The organism is Albidovulum litorale (genome assembly GCF_025751495.1).
GTDB classification, from domain to species: Bacteria; Pseudomonadota; Alphaproteobacteria; order Rhodobacterales; family Rhodobacteraceae; genus Albidovulum; species Albidovulum litorale.
Genome location: NZ_JAOWKZ010000002.1, coordinates 765,393 through 786,241 on the forward strand (window position 1 = coordinate 765,393; position 20,849 = coordinate 786,241).

The following is a 20,849-nucleotide window of genomic DNA, read 5'->3' on the forward strand; positions in this document are numbered from 1 at the left end:
CTTACGCCCGCAGTTTGTGTTGGGCCAGCATCTCCTGTGCCAGCGCGCGATAGGCCATGCTGCCTTTTGACATCGTATCGTAGGTCAGAACCGGCACCGCGTATGATGGCGCCTCAGAAAGGCGGACATTTCGGGGAACGACGGTCTGATAGACGAGTTCACCCAGGTTAGCGCGGGCATCGGCCTCCACCTGGGTCGAAAGGTTGTTGCGGCCATCATACATGGTCAGAACGACGCCCTCGATCCGAAGATCACGATTGGCCGATTGCCGCACCTGCCGGATGGTGAGCATAAGCTGCGACAAACCCTCAAGCGCGTAGAACTCTGCCTGAAGCGGCACCAGCACGGAATGTGCCGCAACCATGGCGTTGACGGTCAGCAGGCTGAGCGAAGGCGGGCAATCAATCAGGATGTAATCGAAGTCGAAGAAATCAACGGCCGGCTGCCGCAGCGCATCGTGAAGAAGGAAGCTGCGCTTTTCATTGGCGACAAGCTCGATATCCGCCGATGAAAGATCCGTCGTGGCCGGGCAGATCCAAAGCCCCTCCACCTTTGTGGCGCGAATCACGTCCATAAGTTCCGCTTCCTCAAGCAGAAGATCATAGGTGGTGAGTTCGCGACTGGCCGGTTCAACCCCAAGACCGGTGGACGCATTGCCCTGTGGATCGAGGTCAACCAGCAGGACATTCATGTTTTCTTCGGTCAGCGCCGCAGCAAGGTTGATCGCGGTCGTGGTCTTGCCGACCCCGCCCTTCTGATTGGCGATGGCGATGATTTTCGGCCCCGGCGGACGGGTCGGATCAGACACGCGAAATTCCTCCGATTGTCAGAACGGTGGCGGCTGGATCGGTGACGCTTGCCTTGTTCTCATAGCTGAAGCGCCAGGATTCAAGGGCAACTTGCACTTCTTCACGCCATGCAGCGCCCTTCGGGAACAGCGCCACACCTCCAGAAGCCAGATGGCGGTGGGCATATTCGAGAAGTTGCGTAAGAGGCGCCAGCGCTCTTGCTGACAGGATATCGACCCCGAGAGGCTCAACATCCTCAATTCTTTTGGAAATTACCGTCGCACTGACGCCCGTTTCACGTGCGACAGTTGCCAGAAATGCCGCTTTGCGCTGATCGCTTTCAACCAGGGTTACGTGCTGGTGGGGTCTTTCCTCAGCCGCGAGAATTGCAGCGACCATTCCCGGAAAACCTCCACCGGACCCAAGATCCGCCCAACTCGTCGCAGATTCCGGTGCGAGATCGAACACTTGAATCGAATCGCGGAAGTGGCGCTCCCATATTGACTTGATGGTAGAGCGGGCAACCAAATTGATTGCCGGGTTCCACTTGCGCAAAAGTTCTTCATACCGGACAAGTCGCGCCATTGTTTCACGTGAAACATCACGCCCCGATATGACATGATCCTCGGTCGTCATCCTGCACTACGCACCCGTTCGGCACGCCGCAGCATCGCAAGGATCAGCGTCAGGGCAGCGGGCGTCATACCGTCGACCCTGCCCGCCTGGGCCAGCGTCGCTGGACGAATCCGCGCAAGCTTCTCCCTGAGTTCATTCGACAGGCCCGGAAGCGCAAAATAGTCGAAATCCTGTGGAATTTCGTGACCTTCATCGCGCCGGACCGCTTCTACATCCGCTTGCTGGCGCTCGATGTAAGTTGCATAAGTCGCGTCGCGCTTAAGCTGCTCCTTGATATCATCCGACAGTTCCGACAGGCCCGGATCGGCTTGTTCCAAAGATGAAAAAGACACGCCGGGAAAACTCAAAAGGGTGAAGCCCGAACGGCGGCGGCCGTCCTGACCAACGTCAATTCCGTATGTCGCCGCTTCGCGGGGGGTTAAAGTCAACACCTCCAGCGATGCCCTGCCAGAAGTCAAAGCATTGAGCTTCTCGCCAAACTGCCGTCTGCGGTTTTCGCCCACACAGCCAATTTCGATCCCGAGCGGGGTCAGTCGCTGATCAGCGTTATCTGCCCGGAGAGACAGACGAAACTCCGCGCGGGAGGTAAACATTCGATAAGGTTCTGTCACGCCACGCGTCACAAGATCGTCGACCATCACGCCGATATAGCTCTGCGATCGCGCGAAAATCAGTGCCTCTTTGCCCTTCGCTGCGCGGGCAGCATTCAAGCCGGCAACCAGACCCTGTGCCGCAGCCTCCTCATATCCGGTGGTCCCATTGATCTGGCCCGCAAGATATAGCCCGGGCGCCGCCTTAACGGCGAGCGTGGACGTAAGCGCGCGTGGATCGACATAGTCGTATTCGATCGCGTATCCCGGCTGAAGGATTGCCACGTTCTCAAGACCGCCAATTGAACGGACATAGGCCTCCTGAACATCTTCCGGAAGCGAGGTAGAAATCCCATTCGGATAGACCGTCGGGTCATCAAGACCTTCCGGCTCCAGAAATACCTGATGCGATGTTTTGTCGGCGAAACGAACGACCTTGTCCTCGATGGACGGGCAATACCGAGGACCGACTCCTTCAATATGGCCGCCATACATGGCCGACCGGCCGAGATTCTCGCGAATGATATCGTGCGTACGCTCATTCGTATAGGTGATCCCGCAATCGACCTGCCGGGCGAACGGCGTTCGGTGCAGAAAGGAAAACAGCGTCGGCTCATCATCCCCGGGCTGGCGTTCAAGCCGATCCCACGCAATTGTCCGGCCGTCGAGTCGGGGCGGCGTGCCGGTTTTAAGGCGACCGAGCGGCAGGCCCAGCGCCTCGATCCGTTCAGCCAATGGCACCGACGGGCGATCACCCATGCGACCACCCGGGCGGCTTATATCTCCGATATGAATTACTCCGCGCAGAAATGTGCCCGACGTCAGAACTACGGATTTTGCAGCTATTTCAGCACCATCGGCCAAAACAACACCGGCAACACGATCTCCTTCCGTCCGGAAGTCGACCACCTCACCTTCAACGATTGCCAGGTTAGGCTGTGCCTCGGTGATGGAAAGCATCGCCTCTCGGTACAACCGCCGGTCCGCTTGCGCGCGCGGCCCCTGGACGGCAGGCCCCTTTCTCCGATTCAGCAGGCGGAATTGGATCCCTGCCATATCCGCGACACGGCCCATAACGCCGTCCATCGCATCTATTTCCCGCACCAGATGGCCCTTGCCGAGACCCCCAATTGCCGGGTTGCAGGACATGACGCCGATCGCGTCCCGCCGCAGCGTGACGAGCGCTGTTGCGGCGCCAAGGCGCGCAGAAGCATGTGCTGCTTCGGTTCCAGCATGCCCTCCGCCAACGACCACGACGTCAAAATGTTTCACGTGAAACACTCCCTATTTGCCGATGCAAAAGCTGGCGAAGATTTCATCCAGCAGATGCTCCACATCGACCCGTCCGACAAGAGAGTCGAGCGCCCGTATCGCCTGCCGCAGATTTTCGGCTGCCAGCTCGATCCGTTCGGGGCCCTGCACTACCTCATTTCGCGCCGATTCCATAGCCCTGATCGCATTCTGAATCGCAGTCTTGTGGCGGCCTCGGGTAATCACGCATGCGCCAGCAACCCTCGCGCCAAGACGTTCGGCGATCAGTGAGATGAGTTCGGGCAATCCCTGGCCGGTTTTACCGGATATCGCCAAACCATCTTGCGCTTTTTCTGAAACGAGGTCGGCCTTACCGACCGCGACGATATCTTCCGGCAAGGGGTCCAACAGGTCGATTGCACCACCATCCGTCAGAAACACCCGCAGGTCCGCCTTGCGCGCGCGCTGCAAGGCGCGCTCAACACCGATCCCCTCCACCTCGTCCGCGGTATCTCGCAATCCCGCCGTGTCGAGCAGCGTCACCGCCAGACCGGCGATGTCCATCCGAACCTCAATTACATCGCGTGTGGTTCCCGCTACTGCCGACGTAATCGCGGCATCCCGACCCGCCAACGCGTTCAGGAGCGTGGACTTACCGGCATTCGGCCGACCGACAATCGCCACTTCAAACCCATCACGAATGCGTTCCGAAGCGCCGAAACCGGCAAGCTCCCTTACCAGATCTTGTGAAACCTTATCGATCAGCCCCAATACTTCGGGCGTTACGTCAACAGGCACATCCTCATCGGCGAAATCAATAGTGGCTTCGATCAGCGCCGCAGCCCGGATCAAATCGCGCCGCCAGATCTCGGTCCGATCCCCCACCGCACCCGACAGAACCCGCAAGGCCTGCTTCCGCTGGGCCTCGGTTTCCGCCTCAATCAGATCCGCGAGACCTTCAACCTGGGCGAGGTCCAGACGGCCATTCTCAAGCGCCCGACGCGTAAACTCTCCAGCCTCTGCCATGCGAAGTCCAGGTCGCTGACCAAGCGCCCCGAGAACTGCCGCCACGGTCGCGGTTGCGCCGTGAAGGTGCAGTTCTGCCGACTGTTCACCGGTAAAACTGGCGCCTTCTGCGAATGTCAATACCAGCGCTTCATCCAATACATCGCCATCGACCATCAGTCGACGTAGCCCGGCATGCCGTGGTTCAGGGACGCTACCCGCGAGAGCCTCAACAGTAGTCCAGGCAGAAGTGCCGGAAATCCGGATCACAGCAACGCCGGCCTTACCCCGCGCCGACGCTAGGGCATAGATCGTGTCCATAGAAACAACCTATTGTTTTATAACAACAAGTCAGGCGTTCATCGAATCGAAGAACTCGGAATTCGTCTTGGTCTGCTTGAGTTTCGACAGCAGGAACTCGATCGCATCCGTTGTCCCCATCGGATTCAGGATACGGCGCAGGACGTAGGTCTTCTGCAGGTCGTTCTTATCGACCAAAAGATCCTCCTTCCGCGTGCCGGATTTGAGGATATCCATTGCCGGATAGACGCGCTTGTCCGCAACCTTGCGGTCGAGCACGATCTCCGAGTTACCGGTGCCTTTGAATTCTTCAAAGATCACCTCGTCCATACGGCTGCCGGTATCTATCAGAGCGGTAGCGATGATGGTCAGTGAACCGCCCTCTTCGATGTTTCGCGCTGCACCGAAGAAGCGCTTCGGCCGCTGCAACGCATTGGCATCGACACCACCGGTCAGAACCTTACCCGATGACGGCACCACAGTGTTAAAGGCGCGGCCCAGACGAGTGATGGAATCGAGCAGGATCACAACATCCCGCTTGTGTTCGACCAGACGCTTTGCCTTTTCGATCACCATATCGCTGACCGCCACGTGCCGTGTTGCCGGTTCGTCGAAGGTGGACGAGATGACCTCGCCCTTCACGCTCCGCTGCATGTCGGTCACTTCCTCTGGCCGTTCGTCGATCAGCAGAACGATTAGGTAGCATTCCGGATGATTCTTCTCGATCGAATGTGCGATATTCTGCAACAGCACCGTCTTACCGGTCCTGGGCGGCGCAACAATGAGCGACCGCTGACCTTTCCCGATCGGTGCGACAAGATCGATAATCCGCGCGGATCGGTCCTTGATCGTGGGGTCCTCGATTTCCATCTTCAGCCGCTCATCCGGATAAAGCGGAGTGAGGTTGTCAAAAGCCACCTTATGGCGCGCCTTTTCCGGTTCCTCGAAATTGATCTGACGCACCTTAGTCAGAGCGAAATAACGCTCATTCTCACCCGGTGCCCGGATCACGCCCTCAACCGTATCACCGGTACGCAGTGAATACTGTCGGATCATGTCGGGGCTGACATAGATGTCGTCCGGACCTGGCAGATAGTTCGCTTCGGGCGATCGCAGGAAACCAAACCCGTCCTGAAGAACCTCCAGCACACCATCGCCGCCGATCTCCCAGCCTTCCTCGGCATGCTCTTTCAGGATCGAGAACATCATCTCGCCTTTGCGCATGGTCGAGGCGTTTTCGATTTCCAGCTCTTCCGCCATGGACAGCAGGTCAGCAGGGCTTTTTGCTTTCAGGTCAGCAAGATTCAGACGTTCTTGGGTCATTCGGAAACCGATCATTAAGGCACGGCCCTTTGGGCGGCGCGTTGGATCATCAAGGGAAAATCCCCAATCCGGACGGCGGGGGTTCGATTGCAGATAGCCTCGAAGGTCTATAGAGTCAATCTTTGCTCAGAATTTCAGGATGACCGAAAAAACGATGATCACCATCAGTACTGTGGGAACTTCATTCATCAGCCGATAGGTGCGCCCTGTCCGATTGTTGGTTCCGGCGAGGAACTCCTTTCGCCGGTACCCCAGCCAGTGGTGGAACCATGTCATGCCCAACACCGCTACCGCCTTCGTCCAGGGCCAGACTTCGCTCCAGACCACGATCCCAGGGGTGAACACCAGCACCAGACCGAAAACCCAGACCCCGATCATCGCCGGATTCATGATCAGCCTCAGAAGTTTTCTCTCCATTTCCTGAAACAGGCGATCCGTTTCACTGCCCTTCTCGACCTTTTCGACATGATACACAAAAAGACGGGGCAGATAGAAAATACCTGCCATCCAGGCGATGACCGAGATGATGTGTAACGCCTTGGTCCAGAGATAGATTTCAGCCAGAAAGTCTGTCATCGTTTTTCACCTGCTTCCGTTCGTTGCCCTTCTAAAGAAAGAAAAGATAAAGAAAAGAGATGTGGTTGTTGTAAGCCCTGTGGATACTGGGGATTACAATGGTTCCCGGTGACTTTCCCACAACGGGGCTTTTCTGTGCAAAACTATGTGAAGAACTTGAGCAGTAAGCAAAATCCAAAAAATTATCATTATTTATCAAATATTTACTTTGAAACCATCTGAATCCAATGTGAATAACTCTATCCAACTGAATGTCCGAACGGCGGTGTTCCACATGTCCAGACGACGCACATGCACAATAGGAGAATTCGACCGGGGCCTTGACAGAAGTCCCGGTTTTCCCCCAGCAACACTGTGTCGCGCACTTTGCACAAAACCAGCCACATCCTTGCTCCCCGGCTTGTCCACAGACGCATCCCCATGATCCCTTCTCCAGACCGGCGTTTAATCCTTGCATCCGGGTCCGAAATCAGGGCGCAGCTTCTGCGCAATGCAGGCCTTGCACCAGAGATCATGCCCGCGCGGGTCGATGAGGAAGCGATCCGGGCGGCATTGGAAGCGGAGGATGCGAGCCCCAGCGACCTTGCCGATGCGTTGGCAGAAATGAAGGCGCGCAAGATTTCCGACAAACACCCGGACGGGCTGGTTCTCGGCTGCGACCAGATCCTTGACTGCCGCCGTCAGGTTTTTTCGAAACCCACCGATTTGACCGATGCTCGCAACCAAATCCGCACGCTCCGCGGACAAACCCACAGGCTTTTGTCCGCCGCCGTCATATATGAGGCGGGCAAACCCCTCTGGCGTCATGTCGGAGAGGTTCGCCTGACAATGCGTGATGTATCGGATGCCTATATCGACGATTATGTCGCGCGAAACTGGGAGAGCATCCGTCACACTGTCGGGTGCTACAAGCTGGAGGAGGAAGGGGTGCGGCTTTTTTCCCGCATCGACGGGGATTACTTCAACGTTCTCGGCCTGCCCTTGATCGAACTCTTGACCTGGCTCGGCATTCGGGGCGACATCGCCACATGATCGACCACCCTCGCATTCCGTTGGCCGGAGTCATCGGCTCTCCCGTCGCGCATTCCAAGTCGCCACGTCTGCATACCCATTGGCTGAAGACCTACGATATTAGGGGCTATTACATCCCGATGGATGTCGCCCAGTCCGATCTTAAAGAGGTGATCGCCGCCCTGCCCAAGGCAGGTTTCGTCGGCGTCAATGTCACGATCCCGCATAAGGAAACCGTGCTGGCTTTGGCGGACGTCGTAACCGACCGGGCCGCCCTGATCGGAGCGGCGAATACCCTGATTTTCCGCAAGGATGGCCGGATTCACGCTGACAATACAGACGGTTACGGATTCATTGCAAATCTGAAGCAAAACGCCCCCGGTTGGACGGCATCAGCGGGGCCCGCCGCCGTTATTGGCGCTGGCGGCGGCGCGCGGGCCGTGATCGCTTCTCTGATCGAGGTCGGCGTGCCAGAAATCCGCCTTGCCAACCGCACCCGCAACCGGGCTGAGGCGCTGCGTTCGGAATTCGGTGCCAAGGTCATCGTGCATGATTGGGTGCAGGCCGGGAACATGTTGGAAGATGCGACCACGGTCGTGAACACCTCGTCCCTCGGGATGGAGGGTAAGCCTGAATTCCGCATCCCGCTTGATGCGCTGTCGCCCAAAGCGGTCGTGACCGATCTTGTTTACACCCCCTTGCGCACCACGCTTTTGGAACAAGCGGCCGCGATCGGATGCGTGACCGTGGACGGGCTCGGCATGCTGTTGCATCAAGCAGCACCCGCATTTGAACGCTGGTTTGGAACCCGGCCCGAGGTCGATCAGGCCACAAGGGACGCGGTCCTTGGCGCATGAGCCGTCCGTACCTCCTCGGCCTAACAGGCTCCATCGGCATGGGCAAATCCACGACGGCCGCGATGTTCGCCGAGGAGGGCGTGCCTGTTTGGGATGCCGATGCAGCCGTGCACAGACTCTATGCAAAAGGTGGCGCAGCCGTGCCGGGAGTGGCGGCACTCTGTCCGGATGCCATTGTCGACGGTGCGGTTGACCGAACCCGGCTGAAAGACTGGATCGCGCGAGACCCCTCGGTTTTGTCCCAGATCGAAGCTGTCGTTCATCCATTGGTGGCGGCTGAACGAGCTGAATTCATCGCCAGGAGCGATGCGCCTCTTGTCGTGCTCGATATGCCGCTTCTATTCGAAACTGGGGCAGAAGCAATGATGGACGCAACACTCGTCGTCACCGCCCCGGCCGATGTTCAACGTGCACGCGTCCTCGACCGCCCAGGCATGACGGAAGACCAGCTTGAAACGATCCTTTCCCGACAGATGCCGGACGCGGAAAAGCGCGCCCGTGCGACCTATGTCATCGAAACGCTGACCCTTGATGCCACCCGCGCCGCTGTGCGAAACCTGATCGCGAAGATCGGAGCGGAACATGCGTGAAATCGTCCTCGACACCGAAACCACGGGTTTTGAACCTGCCGAGGGGCACCGCGTCGTCGAAATCGGTGCAATCGAGTTGTTGAACCACATGCCGACCGGCCGCACCTACCACCAATACATCAACCCCGAACGCGCCATGCCGAAAGAGGCGTTCGAGGTGCATGGCCTTGGCGATGACTTTCTGCGCGATAAGCCGCTTTTCGCGCAGGTGGGTCAGGCCTTTCTGGATTTCATCGGTGAAGATTCCCGGCTGGTGATCCACAATGCCAGCTTCGACATGAAATTCCTGAACGCCGAACTTGGCTGGGCCAATCTGCCGATCCTGCCGATGGAGCGTGCTTTGGATACCGTCGCCGTGGCGCGGCGCAAGTTCCCCGGTTCGCCCGCATCGCTGGATGCGCTTTGCCGCCGGTTCAGCATCGACAATTCCGCGCGCGAAAAGCACGGCGCGCTGCTGGACAGTGAGCTTCTGGCCGAGGTCTATCTGGAACTGATCGGCGGGCGGCAGCCGGATTTCGGCCTGTCTTCCAACATATCGACCCAGCAAAGCACCGACACAGCTGCCTGGCGCCCGACCCCACGCCCCACGCCGCTTCCGCCCCGGATCAGTGCGGCTGAGCTGGCGGCACATAGGGCCTTCGTCGATGGCCTTGGCGATGCGGCGATCTGGAAGAGGTTCGGTTAGATCCCCGTTGCCCGCAACACGACGCCCACGGTTCTGAACAAGATGGATAGATCGGTCAGAAGGCTGATCTGTCCTGAATAATCGTCATCAAACAGCGCACGCTCACTGAACGAGCCGCGATTGCGGCGACCCACCTGCCACAATCCGGTGATACCGGGACGCATGAGGTAATAGCTCGCCCCGCAACGCCTGCTATCATACTGCGCCCGCTGTTCGGGCAGAAACGGTCGGGGGCCAACAAGGCTCATCTCACCCATCAGCACGTTCCAGAATTGCGGCAGCTCATCGAGGCTGGTTTTCCGCAGAACAGCACCGACCCTCGTGATACGCGGATCGTTGACCAGCTTCTGGTTTTGCCGCCATTCCTGCGCCAGAGTCGGATTATTGCGCAGCAGATCCAACAACGCCTTGTCCGCATCGGGAACCATCGTGCGGACCTTCCAGCAACGAAAGGTCTTTCCTTCGCGGCCGATCCGAAGTTGGGAATAAAACGGCTGACCGCCACAAAGCGCAGTCATCGCGAGCATTACACCAAGGACCGGCAGCACGACCGGCGCCATCAACAGGACAAGCAAGATATCCAGCAGACGTTTCCCGTGCGTTCCATAGAAGCCCGGTTGTGTGCTGATGACGACATCGTCACGAAATTCGAACAGTGGGGCGGCCATCAGGCAAACTCCCTTCCCAGGTTGCGCCGGGCCACCCCAAGCCCGATCTTGCCGCCAAGGTAGAGAGCGAATGGTTACGGATCTATTAAGCTTAATTTTGACGTCCGCAGCCGCAAAAGCGTAGAATAATGTATAATTATTTCAATGGCTTATAATTCCATAAAGGTTAATTCAGCACAGCCCCCGATGTTAGACAAACCGGTTCCATAGATTCTCAAGCCGTTCCTGGTGCCCTGATCGGGGCTGTGGATTGATTCCTTTCGACAGGACCTGCTCGGCTATTTCCGCCAATCCACTGCCCAGCATCGCCTTGCTGTCAGTCTTGTTCCAGCCGGAATATCGCGCATCGCGGGCGCGCTCCAGCGCGCCGTCTTCCAGAAGCGCGGCCGATGCCTTCAATGCCCGCGCGCAGACATCCATAGCGCCAACATGGGCAAGGATCAGATCCTCGGGATTGAGGCTCTGGCGCCGTAGCTTGGCGTCGAAATTGGTTCCGCCGGTGGTAAAACCGCCCGCCCGCAGGATCTCGTAATAAGCCCGCGCGATCTCGGGCACGCTGTCGGGGAACTGGTCGGTGTCCCAGCCCGATTGATAGTCGTTCCGGTTCATGTCGATCGACCCGAAAAGACCGAGCGATGCGGCGAGCGCGATTTCATGTTCGAACGAATGCCCCGCAAGGATTGCATGGCCCTGCTCGATATTCACCTTCACCTCATTTTCCAGCCCGAACCGCTTGAGGAACCCATACACCGTCGCGACGTCGTAATCGTATTGGTGTTTCGACGGCTCCTGTGGTTTCGGTTCGATCAGGATCGTGCCCTCGAAACCGATCTTGTGCTTGTAATCGACAACCATCTGTAAGAACCGGCCGGCCTGTTCGGCCTCGCGTTTTAGATCAGTGTTCAGAAGCGTTTCATAGCCTTCGCGCCCGCCCCAAAGAACGTAGTTCTGGCCGCCAAGTTTATGCGTCGCATCCATGCAGGATTTCACCGTCGCGGCGGCATAGGCAAAGACCTCCGGATCGGGATTGGTGGCGGCCCCGGCCATGAAGCGGCGATGGGAAAAGAGGTTCGCGGTCCCCCAGAGCAGACGGGTGCGATGGGTTTCCATCTTCAAGGCGAAATAATCGACGATCTCTTCCAGATTGCGCAGGCTTTCCGCGAATGTCGCGCCTTCGGGGCGCACATCGGCATCGTGGAAGCAAAAAAACGGCACGCTCAGGATATCGAACATCTCGAACGCCACATCCGCCTTCAGGCGCGCAAGGTCCATACCGTCGCCGAACCAAGGCCGCTCGAATGTCTGGCCGCCGAACGGATCGCCGCCCTGCCACGCAAAGCTGTGCCAATAGGCGACGGCAAAACGCAGATGATCCTCCATCCTTTTTCCCACGACCATCTCGTCAGGGTTGTAGTGGCGGAAGGCGAATTCGTTGCGGCTGTCGGGGCCTTCATAGCGGATTTCCGGAATGCCCTTGAAAAAGTCGGTCATGTCAGCCCCTTGATGGCGGTTGCGGCGGCGCGGAAGCGGGCATGGCCTTCGTCGAAAGCCCCTGTCAGCGCGGCCACCGGGTCGATGGTTTTTGCAATGCTCGGCGGTGTGGCAATCTCGGCGCCCGCTCCGGTCGTGGCCATGATGGCAAGCCGGGCCGCCCCGAAGGCACCGCCATAGTCGCCCGCGACCGGAACCGAAATCGGCGTGCCAAGCGCGGTGGCGATGGCCGACAGCCAGTAATCAGATTTCGACCCTCCGCCGACGGCCAGCAAGCGGTCGATCTTCGTTCCGGTCGCGGCCAGCGCATCACGGCAATCGCGGATCGCGAAGGTCACACCCTCCAGTACAGCCCGGGTTGCAGCATTCCGGTCAGTATCATGTTCCAAGCCAATGAATGCGCCACGAATCGAAGCATCGTTTAGCGGCGTCCGTTCACCACCAAGATAGGGCAGGAACCGGGCCTTTCCCGGTGGCTTAAGGCCCCCCAAGCCTTCAGTTAAGTCTGCGGAAGCCGACCCCGCGATCCGGGCAAACCAATTCAGTGCATCTGTCGCGGCAAGTATCACGCCCATCTGATGCCACTTGCCCGGCAGGGCGTGGCAAAAGGTGTGTACTGCCGTCGCCGGGGCGGGCCGATAGCCTTCATTTGCGGCAAACAACACGCCGGACGTCCCGAGCGAGACGAAGGCCTGTCCGGCTTTTACAACGCCAACTCCAATACCCGCAGCGGCGTTGTCGCCTGCCCCGCCAGCGACTACGACACCTTTCGGTAGACCGAAACGATCCGCGAGTTCGGGGCGTAATATTCCGGATCGATCAGAGCCTTCGACCAGCCGGGGCATAGCACCACGGTCCAGCCCGGTCGCAGCAAGCAGTTCGTCTGACCAGTCACGCTTGCCGGTATCGAGCCAGCTTGTGCCAGCCGCATCCGACATCTCCGCCACATGTTCTCCGGTCAGCCAAAGACGCAGATAGTCCTTCGGCAAGAGCACCCGCGCCACCCTGTTGAACTGTGCGGGCTCATGGCTTTTCACCCATAGAAGCTTCGGCGCGGTGAAGCCGGGAAACACGATATTGCCGGTAAGCCGCCTGAAAACCGGGTTCGCATCCAGCGCTGCCGCCTCTTCATGCGCGCGGGTGTCGTTCCACAGGATACAGGGACGCAGCACATCATCGGCACGGTCCAACAACACCGCGCCATGCATCTGGCCGGAGAGCCCGATGCCCCTGATCGCAGCTCGGATCCTCGCGGGAATTGCGTTCAATACCGTTTCTGCTGCGACGATCCAGTCGGCGGGCGACTGTTCCGACCAACCCTCATGCGGCCGCGAGACTGTCAGCGGCGCGGTTGCCTCGGCCACGATCTTCTGGGCGTCGTCGATGACGACGCCCTTCAAACCCGATGTGCCGAGGTCAAGGCCGAGATACATCAGGCGGTCTTTTCCGGCTGTTTGCCGAGGATGATCATGCCAAGGATATCCTCGTCCGTGACTTCGTTCACATTGACCGTGCCGACCAATTGACCGTTTTTCATCACGCTGGCCCGGTCGCAAAGCTTCATCACATTGTGAATGTCATGTTCGATCAGGAAGATGCCAAGGCCCTGCGCCTTCAGCTCCTCGATCAGTTCGGCGACCATCTGGGTTTCGTGCGGACCCAGGGCGGCGGTCGGTTCGTCCATGATCAGGATACGAGCGTTGAAATAGACCGCGCGGGCGATGGCAACCGACTGGCGCTGACCGCCGGAAAGTGCGGAAACCGGCACGTTGAATTTGCGGAAGTTTGGGTTGAGACGGCCCATGATCTTGCGCGTCTCCGCCTCCATCCGCACGTCATCCACCAGCCCCCGGGAGGAAACCAGTTCGCGCCCGAGGAAAAGGTTGGAGGCCGCGTCGAGATTATCGGCCAAAGCTAGCGTCTGATAGATCGTCTCGATATTATACCGGCGCGCATCGCGCGGATTCTCGATCACCGCCTTTTCGCCGTTGATGAAGATCTCGCCGCTATCGGCCTGATAGGCGCCCGACAGGCATTTAATCAGCGTCGACTTGCCCGCGCCATTGTGGCCGAGAAGGCCGACAACCTCACCGGGATAAAGATCGACGGTGACGTGATCGACAGCTTTGATGCCGCCAAAGGCGATGGAGATGTCGCGAAGTTCGACAAGGGGTGTTCCACGATCGGTCATGTCTGTTCCCCTCACTTCGATTTGCTGCGGTAAAGTTTGTCGAGATAGACGGCGAAGACGAGGACCGAGCCGACGACGACCTGCTGAATTGCAGCGTCAAACCCGATCAGCACCATGCCGGTCTGAAGGCTCTGCATCACCAGCGCGCCGATGATCGCGCCGTAGATCGTGCCGATCCCGCCGCCCAGAGATGTGCCGCCGATAACCGCCGAGGCGATGACGTAAAGCTCATCCAAAGTGCCCAGCGCGTTTGTTGCCGAATTGAGGCGCGCTGACGCGACGACTGAGGACAAACCGGCCAGAAATCCCATCAGCGCGAAGATCTTCACGGTCATCCAGCGGGTGTTGATCCCGGCCAGTTCTGCCGCTTCGGGGTTGCCGCCGATGGCAAAGACGTAACGGCCAAAGCGGGTGCGGGTCATCAGGAAGGTCATCACGATGCCGACCGCGATCAGGATCAGAACCGGGATGGCGAAACCATGGCTGATGAACAGCCCGCCCTCGGGCATCTCTATCGCGTTGCGTTCGGCATATTGCTTCACGATGCCTTTCGGCCAGGGATAGGCATTGACCAGAAGCACTGCACCCAGAACGATGCCGCAGCCGATCAGACCAAGGAAGGTTTCCGCCCAGACCGGCCGCAACGGAAATTCGAACTTACGGCGCTGGGAGCGGCCATGCAGGATCAGATAGACGATACCGGCACAGGCCAGCAGGCCGACAATCCAGCTTCCGACCGCGCCCACAGCGCCATAGGGTCCCCCGCCCAGCAGAGCAAAGGTGGAATCGACCGGCGAAATCGTCTCACCCCGGGCGACAAGGAAGGCCGCGCCGCGCCAGACCAGAAGACCGCCAAGCGTCACGATAAAGGCCGGGATGCCGCGATAGGCGATCAGCCAGCCATGAAACGCACCGACCGCCGTGCCCAGCGCCAGGCCGCAGAGGATTGCGATGATCCAGATCAGCGGATGGCCGAGGCCGAGGAATTGCGGCAGGATCTGAACCTGCATCACACCCATGACGATAGCGCAGAAGCCAAGAACCGAGCCGACCGACAGGTCAATATGCCGGGTCACGATCACCAGAACCATCCCCGTCGCCATGATCCCGATCGAGGCGGTCTGAACCGACAGGTTCCACAGGTTCCTCGGCGTCAGAAACGCGCCGAAGCCGCTTTTCATGTAGCCGTAAAAATGAAAGCCGATCCAGATCAGCAGCAATGCACCGACCATGCCGAGCAGGCGGGTATCAAGTTCGGTCGCACGAAGGAAACGGGCAATCGGCCCTTCCTGGACGGCCTGCGTTCCGGTGTTCGGGGAAGTGGAGGTTGTTTGGGTCATGTCCTCATCCGGCTATGCGAAAGGATGCGGGAAAACACCCGCCATGAAACTGGCGTTCATACGCTGGGCGGAATGCACGAATTCTTCGCGGCGTGGTGCGCGCGGGTGAAACCCGGCACTCTGGTGCCGGGTTTCAGTGTCAGGATCAACAGCCGGCGACGCCGTCCATCGCGCCTTCGCAGGCTTGCTCTTTCGAGATGTGGCCAGCGTCGATAGCGACGTTCAGGTTGTCCTTCGTGATCGGTGTCGGGGCGAGGAAGATTGCGTTCATTTCCACGCCCTTCTCGCCGCCGGACCACTTCACAGCACCGTCGATCGCGTCCATCGCGGTCCCGCCCGCCAGGGCCACGGCGATATCGGCCGCCGCTTTGCCCAACTGGCGTGAGTCTTTCCAGACCGAGACGGTCTGGGTGCCGCGCGCCACGCGGTTCAGCGCGGCAAGGTCACCGTCCTGCCCGCCGACCGGAATGTTCAGGCCCTGCGCCGAAAGCGCGGCAATCACGCCACCGGCCATGCCGTCGTTTTCGGACAGAACCGCATCAACCTCGTTATTGGCCGCCGTCAGGATCTGCTCCATGTTCTTCTGGGCATTGTCCGGCTTCCAGCCATCGGTGAAGCTTTCGCCGACGATCTTGATCGTCCCGGCCTCAACATCGGCGCCGATCACTTCCATCATGCCTTCCAGCAGGAAGAGCGCATTCGGGTCGCCCTTGTCACCCTTGATGATGGCGTAGTTGCCTTCGGGCTGCGCGGCTTTCACGGTCTCGGCGATGATCCGGCCAACGCCCTTGTTGTCGAAGGTCAGGTAGAAGGCGCGGTCATCTTCGATGAGGCGGTCATAACCCAATACTGGGATGCCTTCGGCAGCGGCCTTGTCGATGGCGGGGCCGATCGCGTCCTTGTCGACCGCCAGGATTACCAGCGTCTCGGCACCCTGGGCGATCAGCGCCTCGATATCGGTCAGCTGCTTGGCGGCGGAGTTCTGTGCGTCGGATGAGATATAGGTGGCACCGGCAGCTTCCAAAGCGGCCTTCATCGCCGCTTCGTCGGTCTTCCAGCGCTCTTCCTGAAAGTTGGACCAGCTCACGCCCACGGTCTGGGCCCAGGCGGATGTGGCGAAACCGGCCGTCAGGGCGACGGCCGCGAGAATGGCTTTATGCATATGTTCCTCCCGTTGACGGGCCAAGACGCCCGGATCGGCGGATTCGCCGAACTTTCTCTAGGCTGCCGATAATAAATTCACTTGTCAAATTAAAAACGCTAGATCAAACTGCGGTACGGAGGAAAATTTGCTCAACACGTGCCCGTAGCGGCGTCAGACGGCCAAATATGGCGAGTATTGAGTAGATTTTAGTTAAGCGAGCTAATTAATGGCGGAACAAGACACGCGAAATGGTCAGCGCATGGGCCCGGACACGCATGGCTGCGGTCCGCTGATTCCGGCCCTGTCTGAAACTGCCCGTCCGCTTCGCCAGCAGATCTTTGAGCGGGTCCGGGCGGCTGGCTTCATTCCGCGCGTTCAGGTCGCCAAGGAACTGGCAATCAGCCCGGCGACAGTGACCACGCTGACCTCGGAACTGATCGAGATGGGACTGGTCGAGGAAATAGCCACACCCCGCGACGGGGAATCCGGCCGGGGCCGTCCGGCCGTGGCGCTGGGCGTGCGGCCTGACGCGCATCTGGTTGCCGGTATCAAGCTGTCGGACCGCGAAAACACCGCCGTAATCGTCGATTTTGCAGGAAATCTCGTTGCCGATCTCGCGATGCCGCATCAGCCGGGCGCGATGGAGTTGACGGATCTCGTATCCCTGACCGCAGATCTTGTTGATCAGGTCTGCGACAAGGCCGGCATCAACAAGATTACGCTCAGCGCCATCGGTCTTGGCGTTCCCGGCTTCGTCGATGCGGCGGCAGGCATCGTGCATTGGTCGCCGATCCTCGCCGGACGGCATGTCCCGCTCGCGCAGGCCCTTTCCGCCCGCCTCGGCCTGCCGGTCCATATCGACAACGATGCCAATCTGGTGACTCTGGCCGAACTGTGGTTCGGCGCCGGACGACGCCTTTCAGATTTCGCCGTCGTCACCATCGAACACGGCGTCGGCATGGGATTTGTCCTGAACCACCGTATCTACCGCGGCGCGCAGGGATTGGGGATGGAACTGGGCCACACCAAGGTGCAACTCGATGGCGCGCTCTGCCGTTGCGGCCAGCGTGGATGTCTTGAGGCCTATGTCGCCGATTACGCATTGGCCCGCGAAGCGACGACCGCGCTCAACTGGACGAACCGCGAAAACCGGTCGCTCAATATCCTGCTTGAAAGCCTTTACGACCATGCGAAGGCGGGCAATCAGGCGGCGCGATCAATCTTTCACCGCGCCGGGCGATTCTTGGCGCTGGGCCTTGCAAATGTCGTGAACCTGTTCGATCCGGAGCTCATCATCCTGTCGGGTGAGCGGATGCGATACGATTATCTTTACGCAAACGAGACGCTCGCCGAAATCAAGGCGCTGGCCCTGAATACCGGTCGTCCGGCGCCGAAGATCGAGATCCACGCCTGGGGTGACTTGCTCTGGGCACATGGCGCGGCGGCACTCGCTTTGTCCGCTGTGACCGAAGGATTGCTGGCCCCGGCACGTGAGATTGCCGCTCAATGAGAATATTCATTCCAGCGCTGTTTTCTGCAATTCCTGCCTGTGCAGAGCCTGTTTTCATTGATCGCGCGGCGGGCTTACCGGTGCAGCACATCTACGATGGCGGCTGGGAACATTTCGTCGGTGGCGGCGTTGCCGTTCTGGATTGCAACGGGGATGCGCGGCCTGATCTGTTTGCTGCTGGAGGCGAAAATCAGGCGCGGCTATTCGTCAACACAACCACAGCCCCCCACGCGCCAATCAGCTTTGTAGAAGGGAACATACCCAAAATTCTTGGTGCAACCGGTGCTTACCCACTCGATATCGACGGCGACGGTATGCTTGATCTGGCCGTGCTGAGGGTCGGCTCCGACATGCTGCTCCGCGGCGGTCCAGACTGCAGCTTCAAAGATCATTCTGCCGACTGGGGTTTTTATCCACGCGATGCATGGACGACGGCCTTTACAGCGACGTGGGAGAAAGATCAAAACCTGCCCACGCTTGCCTTTGGCCACTATGTCGACCGCGCCAATCCGGATGGGCCGTTCGAGGCTTGCGATACATCAGATCTGTATCGCCCGGATGATGACGGCTACGGCGTGCCCGAAGTGATCGCTCCCGGTTATTGTGCGCTTTCAATGCTGATCTCTGACTGGCAACGCAACGGCGAGCCGGAACTCCGTATCTCTAACGACCGCCATTATTACGTTCGCGGCGGCTATGAGCAGATGTTCCGGCTGAATCCTCTGGACGAACGGACCGCAGATTGGCCGCATATTTCCTTGTGGGGCATGGGAATCGCCAGTCAGGACATCACCGGAGACGGTTTGCCCGAGGTCATGATGACCTCGATGGGAGATCAACTCCTGCAAATCAACACGGGCACCGGGTTTGAAAACGCACCCTATGAGATCGGTACCTACGCCCATGTTCCCTTCCTCGGTGACGATGGCCGTCCCTCTACCGGCTGGCACGCGGAGTTTGGCGATATCAACAACGATGCACGGATGGACCTTTTCATTGCCAAGGGTAATGTCGACCAGATGCCGTCAAACGCAATCCACGATCCCAACAACCTGCTGATACAGGGGCCAGACGGAAAGTTCATCGAGAAAGCAGAAACGGCCGGAATTGCCACGACCGAACGATCACGCGGCGCGGCGCTTAGTGACCTCGATGGCGACGGGCGCCTTGATGTCGTCGTCATTAACCGCAGGGCACCCATGGAGATTTGGCAGAATGAAACGCCAAATATCGGCCATTGGGCCGGAATAGAGCCTACGGCAGACGTAAACACACGAGCCGTGGGCGCGTGGGTTGAGCTGCATTCCGGCGACAGGACGCAAACGCGTGAAATCACGGTTGGCGGCGGACATGCTGGCGGGCAGGCGGGGCCGGTTCATTTCGGATTGGGTGCCGAATCAAAGGTAGAAGTACGCGTGATCTGGCCCGACGGTACCGTTTCGGGTTGGACGCCCGTGCCGATTGACCGGGTAACCCGCGTGTCACCGGACGGGACCGCATTGAAGCTGGGCCTCTAGCGATCGACCGGCAAACCGCTCGGCACCGTGTCCGGCACGCCAAGCCGCCCCGCAATCGCGCCATTATCAGTAAGTGCGTCAAGGAAGGCGACAAGGGCGTCTATATCCGCGTCCGATAGCCTTTGACCTTGCCGGGCAGCAGCCTCAATCGCCGCAGCCTCATTGGCGTTATCAAGTATGACCCAATCCGGCTTAGTTCTGTCAAGAACCGGCAAGACCGCCTGATCACGGGTATAGTTGCTCAACCCGGCGGCTGGATCGGAATGGTGGGCAAGGAACGCGCGGATATCGGACCAGGCCCCGGCATGACCCCATGGCCCGGTGCGCATCACATTCCTCAGCGACGGGGTACGGAACGCATAGGCATCTTCTTTGCGGTTCGTCACCCTCATCCGGCCAATATCCCTGGAATGGTTTTCGAACCGTTCGGCCTTGCCGGGGCCAATCTGCGGCTCTCCCATCGCATGAAAACCTTGATCCGTTTGGAACGGGCCCGAATGACAGAGCGCACAGCCGGCATCGCCATAAAACAGCATCATGCCTTCGACGGACTCAGGCGAAAGCGCCTCCCCGCCCCTAAGCATCTGATCGAAGGCTGAATTGTCTGCCCGCCATTCAAATTCGATAAACGCCGCAATGGCGTTCGAGATATCCGTGAAGGCGATGCGCCTACCTGCCGCAATCTCCGGGTAGGTGTCACTGAACATCTCCCTGTAGACCGGGATAGCCTCGACCCGCTTTGTAATGATGTCCCAGGCTCCACCCGATCCCGTGATACGCCCGCTGCGCACCGCCTTGGCGACGTCATTTTCCTGATAATGCCCAGCCATTTCATCGGGAGACAGAACCGGGAACATAGTCTGGGCCGAGAGGACAGAGACAAAACCCATCACCATCTCATCCTCGAGCGGCGTCCTAAGGCCCGACGGGTGCGTCGGGTCGGTTTCGATTCGACCGTCATGGAACAGCACCGTGAACTCCCGCGCACCCAGATTGAACAGGGCGGGCGCATTGCGGGGAATACGCTGTTCAGGCATATTTTCCGGATCGGCCCGCCGGTCGGGTCCCAACCCGACCCCACCCTCGCCAAGGCCCAGCGACAGCCCGTCCGAGGTCGCAAAGCGCGGATGGTGACAGGTCGCGCAGGAAATATTGCGATTCCCCGACAGGACCGGATCATAGAAAAGTAGATGACCCAGTCGCGCTTCGGCCTCGTTTACCGGCAGGTAGTCGGCATCGGTGACTGGTGCGGGCACGTCTGCCAGAACCGGGCTGACAATGACGGCTAGGATCAGGGCAACGCGCATTTTACTCCTCCGGATGACAAAGCTTTATCGTGGCAACCCGCACCTGCCCAGCCAGCATCGAAAGGATCA

Annotated in this window: 19 protein-coding genes; 6 read left to right on the forward strand and 13 right to left on the reverse strand. The window is 59.2% G+C overall.

The features are described 5' to 3' along the window. Position 1: 1 nt before the first annotated feature. From OEZ71_RS09610 to hemJ, 6 genes are all read right to left on the reverse strand, one after another. Positions 2-808 (reverse strand): ParA family protein, encoded by an 807-nt coding sequence (locus OEZ71_RS09610; protein WP_263739730.1) that lies wholly within the window; start codon positions 806-808, stop codon positions 2-4. Then, positions 801-1,424: a 16S rRNA (guanine(527)-N(7))-methyltransferase RsmG gene (gene rsmG, locus OEZ71_RS09615; protein WP_263739731.1), complete on the reverse strand. Its 624-nt coding sequence runs from the start codon at positions 1,422-1,424 to the stop codon at positions 801-803. The genes OEZ71_RS09610 and rsmG overlap by 8 nt, the downstream gene beginning before the upstream one ends. Then, positions 1,421-3,295, reverse strand: coding sequence for a tRNA uridine-5-carboxymethylaminomethyl(34) synthesis enzyme MnmG (gene mnmG / locus OEZ71_RS09620; protein ID WP_263739732.1), 1,875 nt, complete (start codon positions 3,293-3,295; stop codon positions 1,421-1,423). The genes rsmG and mnmG overlap by 4 nt, the downstream gene beginning before the upstream one ends. Before the next feature lie 3 nt (positions 3,296-3,298). Further along, positions 3,299-4,591, reverse strand: coding sequence for a tRNA uridine-5-carboxymethylaminomethyl(34) synthesis GTPase MnmE (gene mnmE, locus OEZ71_RS09625; protein ID WP_263739733.1), 1,293 nt, complete (start codon positions 4,589-4,591; stop codon positions 3,299-3,301). A 30-nt stretch (positions 4,592-4,621) separates the two neighbouring features. Further along, the gene (gene rho / locus OEZ71_RS09630) at positions 4,622-5,893 is read right to left on the reverse strand and encodes a transcription termination factor Rho (protein ID WP_263739734.1); all 1,272 of its coding nucleotides are present in this window, start codon (positions 5,891-5,893) and stop codon (positions 4,622-4,624) included. A 126-nt stretch (positions 5,894-6,019) separates the two neighbouring features. Continuing rightward, positions 6,020-6,469 carry a protoporphyrinogen oxidase HemJ gene (hemJ, locus tag OEZ71_RS09635; protein ID WP_263739735.1) on the reverse strand — a complete coding sequence of 150 codons (450 nt, stop codon included), beginning with the start codon at positions 6,467-6,469 and terminating at the stop codon, positions 6,020-6,022. A 420-nt stretch (positions 6,470-6,889) separates the two neighbouring features. Here hemJ and OEZ71_RS09640 point away from each other — a divergent pair, with 420 nt between their 5' ends. From OEZ71_RS09640 to dnaQ, 4 genes are read left to right on the forward strand one after another with little or no spacing between them, the layout of a single operon-like run. Beyond that, on the forward strand, positions 6,890-7,501 hold the full coding sequence (locus OEZ71_RS09640; RefSeq protein WP_263739736.1) for a Maf family protein: 612 nt from the start codon (positions 6,890-6,892) through the stop codon (positions 7,499-7,501). Continuing rightward, positions 7,498-8,337 (forward strand): shikimate dehydrogenase, encoded by an 840-nt coding sequence (locus OEZ71_RS09645; protein ID WP_263739737.1) that lies wholly within the window; start codon positions 7,498-7,500, stop codon positions 8,335-8,337. The genes OEZ71_RS09640 and OEZ71_RS09645 overlap by 4 nt, the downstream gene beginning before the upstream one ends. After that, positions 8,334-8,927 (forward strand): dephospho-CoA kinase, encoded by a 594-nt coding sequence (gene coaE / locus OEZ71_RS09650; protein ID WP_263739738.1) that lies wholly within the window; start codon positions 8,334-8,336, stop codon positions 8,925-8,927. Before OEZ71_RS09645 ends, coaE begins: the two co-directional genes overlap by 4 nt. Next, on the forward strand, positions 8,920-9,612 hold the full coding sequence (gene dnaQ / locus OEZ71_RS09655) for a DNA polymerase III subunit epsilon (RefSeq protein WP_263739739.1): 693 nt from the start codon (positions 8,920-8,922) through the stop codon (positions 9,610-9,612). The genes coaE and dnaQ overlap by 8 nt, the downstream gene beginning before the upstream one ends. Here dnaQ and OEZ71_RS09660 read toward each other — a convergent pair. The 6 genes from OEZ71_RS09660 to OEZ71_RS09685 all read right to left on the reverse strand — a co-directional run bounded on the left by OEZ71_RS09660 (position 9,609) and on the right by OEZ71_RS09685 (position 16,464). Beyond that, a complete protein-coding gene (locus tag OEZ71_RS09660) occupies positions 9,609-10,280 on the reverse strand; it encodes a sugar transferase (RefSeq protein ID WP_263739740.1) in 672 nt (223 codons plus the stop codon). The genes dnaQ and OEZ71_RS09660 overlap by 4 nt on opposite strands. A 189-nt stretch (positions 10,281-10,469) precedes the next feature. Next, positions 10,470-11,771 carry a xylose isomerase gene (xylA, locus tag OEZ71_RS09665; RefSeq protein ID WP_263739741.1) on the reverse strand — a complete coding sequence of 434 codons (1,302 nt, stop codon included), beginning with the start codon at positions 11,769-11,771 and terminating at the stop codon, positions 10,470-10,472. Then, on the reverse strand, positions 11,768-13,204 hold the full coding sequence (xylB, locus tag OEZ71_RS09670; protein WP_263739742.1) for a xylulokinase: 1,437 nt from the start codon (positions 13,202-13,204) through the stop codon (positions 11,768-11,770). The genes xylA and xylB overlap by 4 nt, the downstream gene beginning before the upstream one ends. Beyond that, positions 13,204-13,962: an ATP-binding cassette domain-containing protein gene (locus tag OEZ71_RS09675; RefSeq protein ID WP_263739743.1), complete on the reverse strand. Its 759-nt coding sequence runs from the start codon at positions 13,960-13,962 to the stop codon at positions 13,204-13,206. Before OEZ71_RS09675 ends, xylB begins: the two co-directional genes overlap by 1 nt. A gap of 11 nt (positions 13,963-13,973) precedes the next feature. After that, positions 13,974-15,302, reverse strand: a complete 1,329-nt coding sequence (locus OEZ71_RS09680; protein WP_263739744.1) for a sugar ABC transporter permease — start codon at positions 15,300-15,302, stop codon at positions 13,974-13,976. A 145-nt stretch (positions 15,303-15,447) separates the two neighbouring features. Further along, a complete protein-coding gene (locus OEZ71_RS09685; RefSeq protein ID WP_263739745.1) occupies positions 15,448-16,464 on the reverse strand; it encodes a substrate-binding domain-containing protein in 1,017 nt (338 codons plus the stop codon). A 241-nt stretch (positions 16,465-16,705) separates the two neighbouring features. Here OEZ71_RS09685 and OEZ71_RS09690 point away from each other — a divergent pair, with 241 nt between their 5' ends. Continuing rightward, complete coding sequence (locus tag OEZ71_RS09690; RefSeq protein WP_263739746.1) at positions 16,706-17,956, forward strand: ROK family transcriptional regulator; 1,251 nt, start codon at positions 16,706-16,708, stop codon at positions 17,954-17,956. Beyond that, a complete protein-coding gene (locus OEZ71_RS09695) occupies positions 17,953-19,473 on the forward strand; it encodes a CRTAC1 family protein (protein WP_263739747.1) in 1,521 nt (506 codons plus the stop codon). Before OEZ71_RS09690 ends, OEZ71_RS09695 begins: the two co-directional genes overlap by 4 nt. On the opposite strand, the gene OEZ71_RS09700 is transcribed toward OEZ71_RS09695, so the two are convergent. Beyond that, positions 19,470-20,780, reverse strand: a complete 1,311-nt coding sequence (locus OEZ71_RS09700) for a cytochrome-c peroxidase (protein ID WP_263739748.1) — start codon at positions 20,778-20,780, stop codon at positions 19,470-19,472. The two genes, OEZ71_RS09695 and OEZ71_RS09700, sit on opposite strands and share 4 nt — an antisense overlap. Positions 20,781-20,849 lie beyond the last annotated feature (69 nt).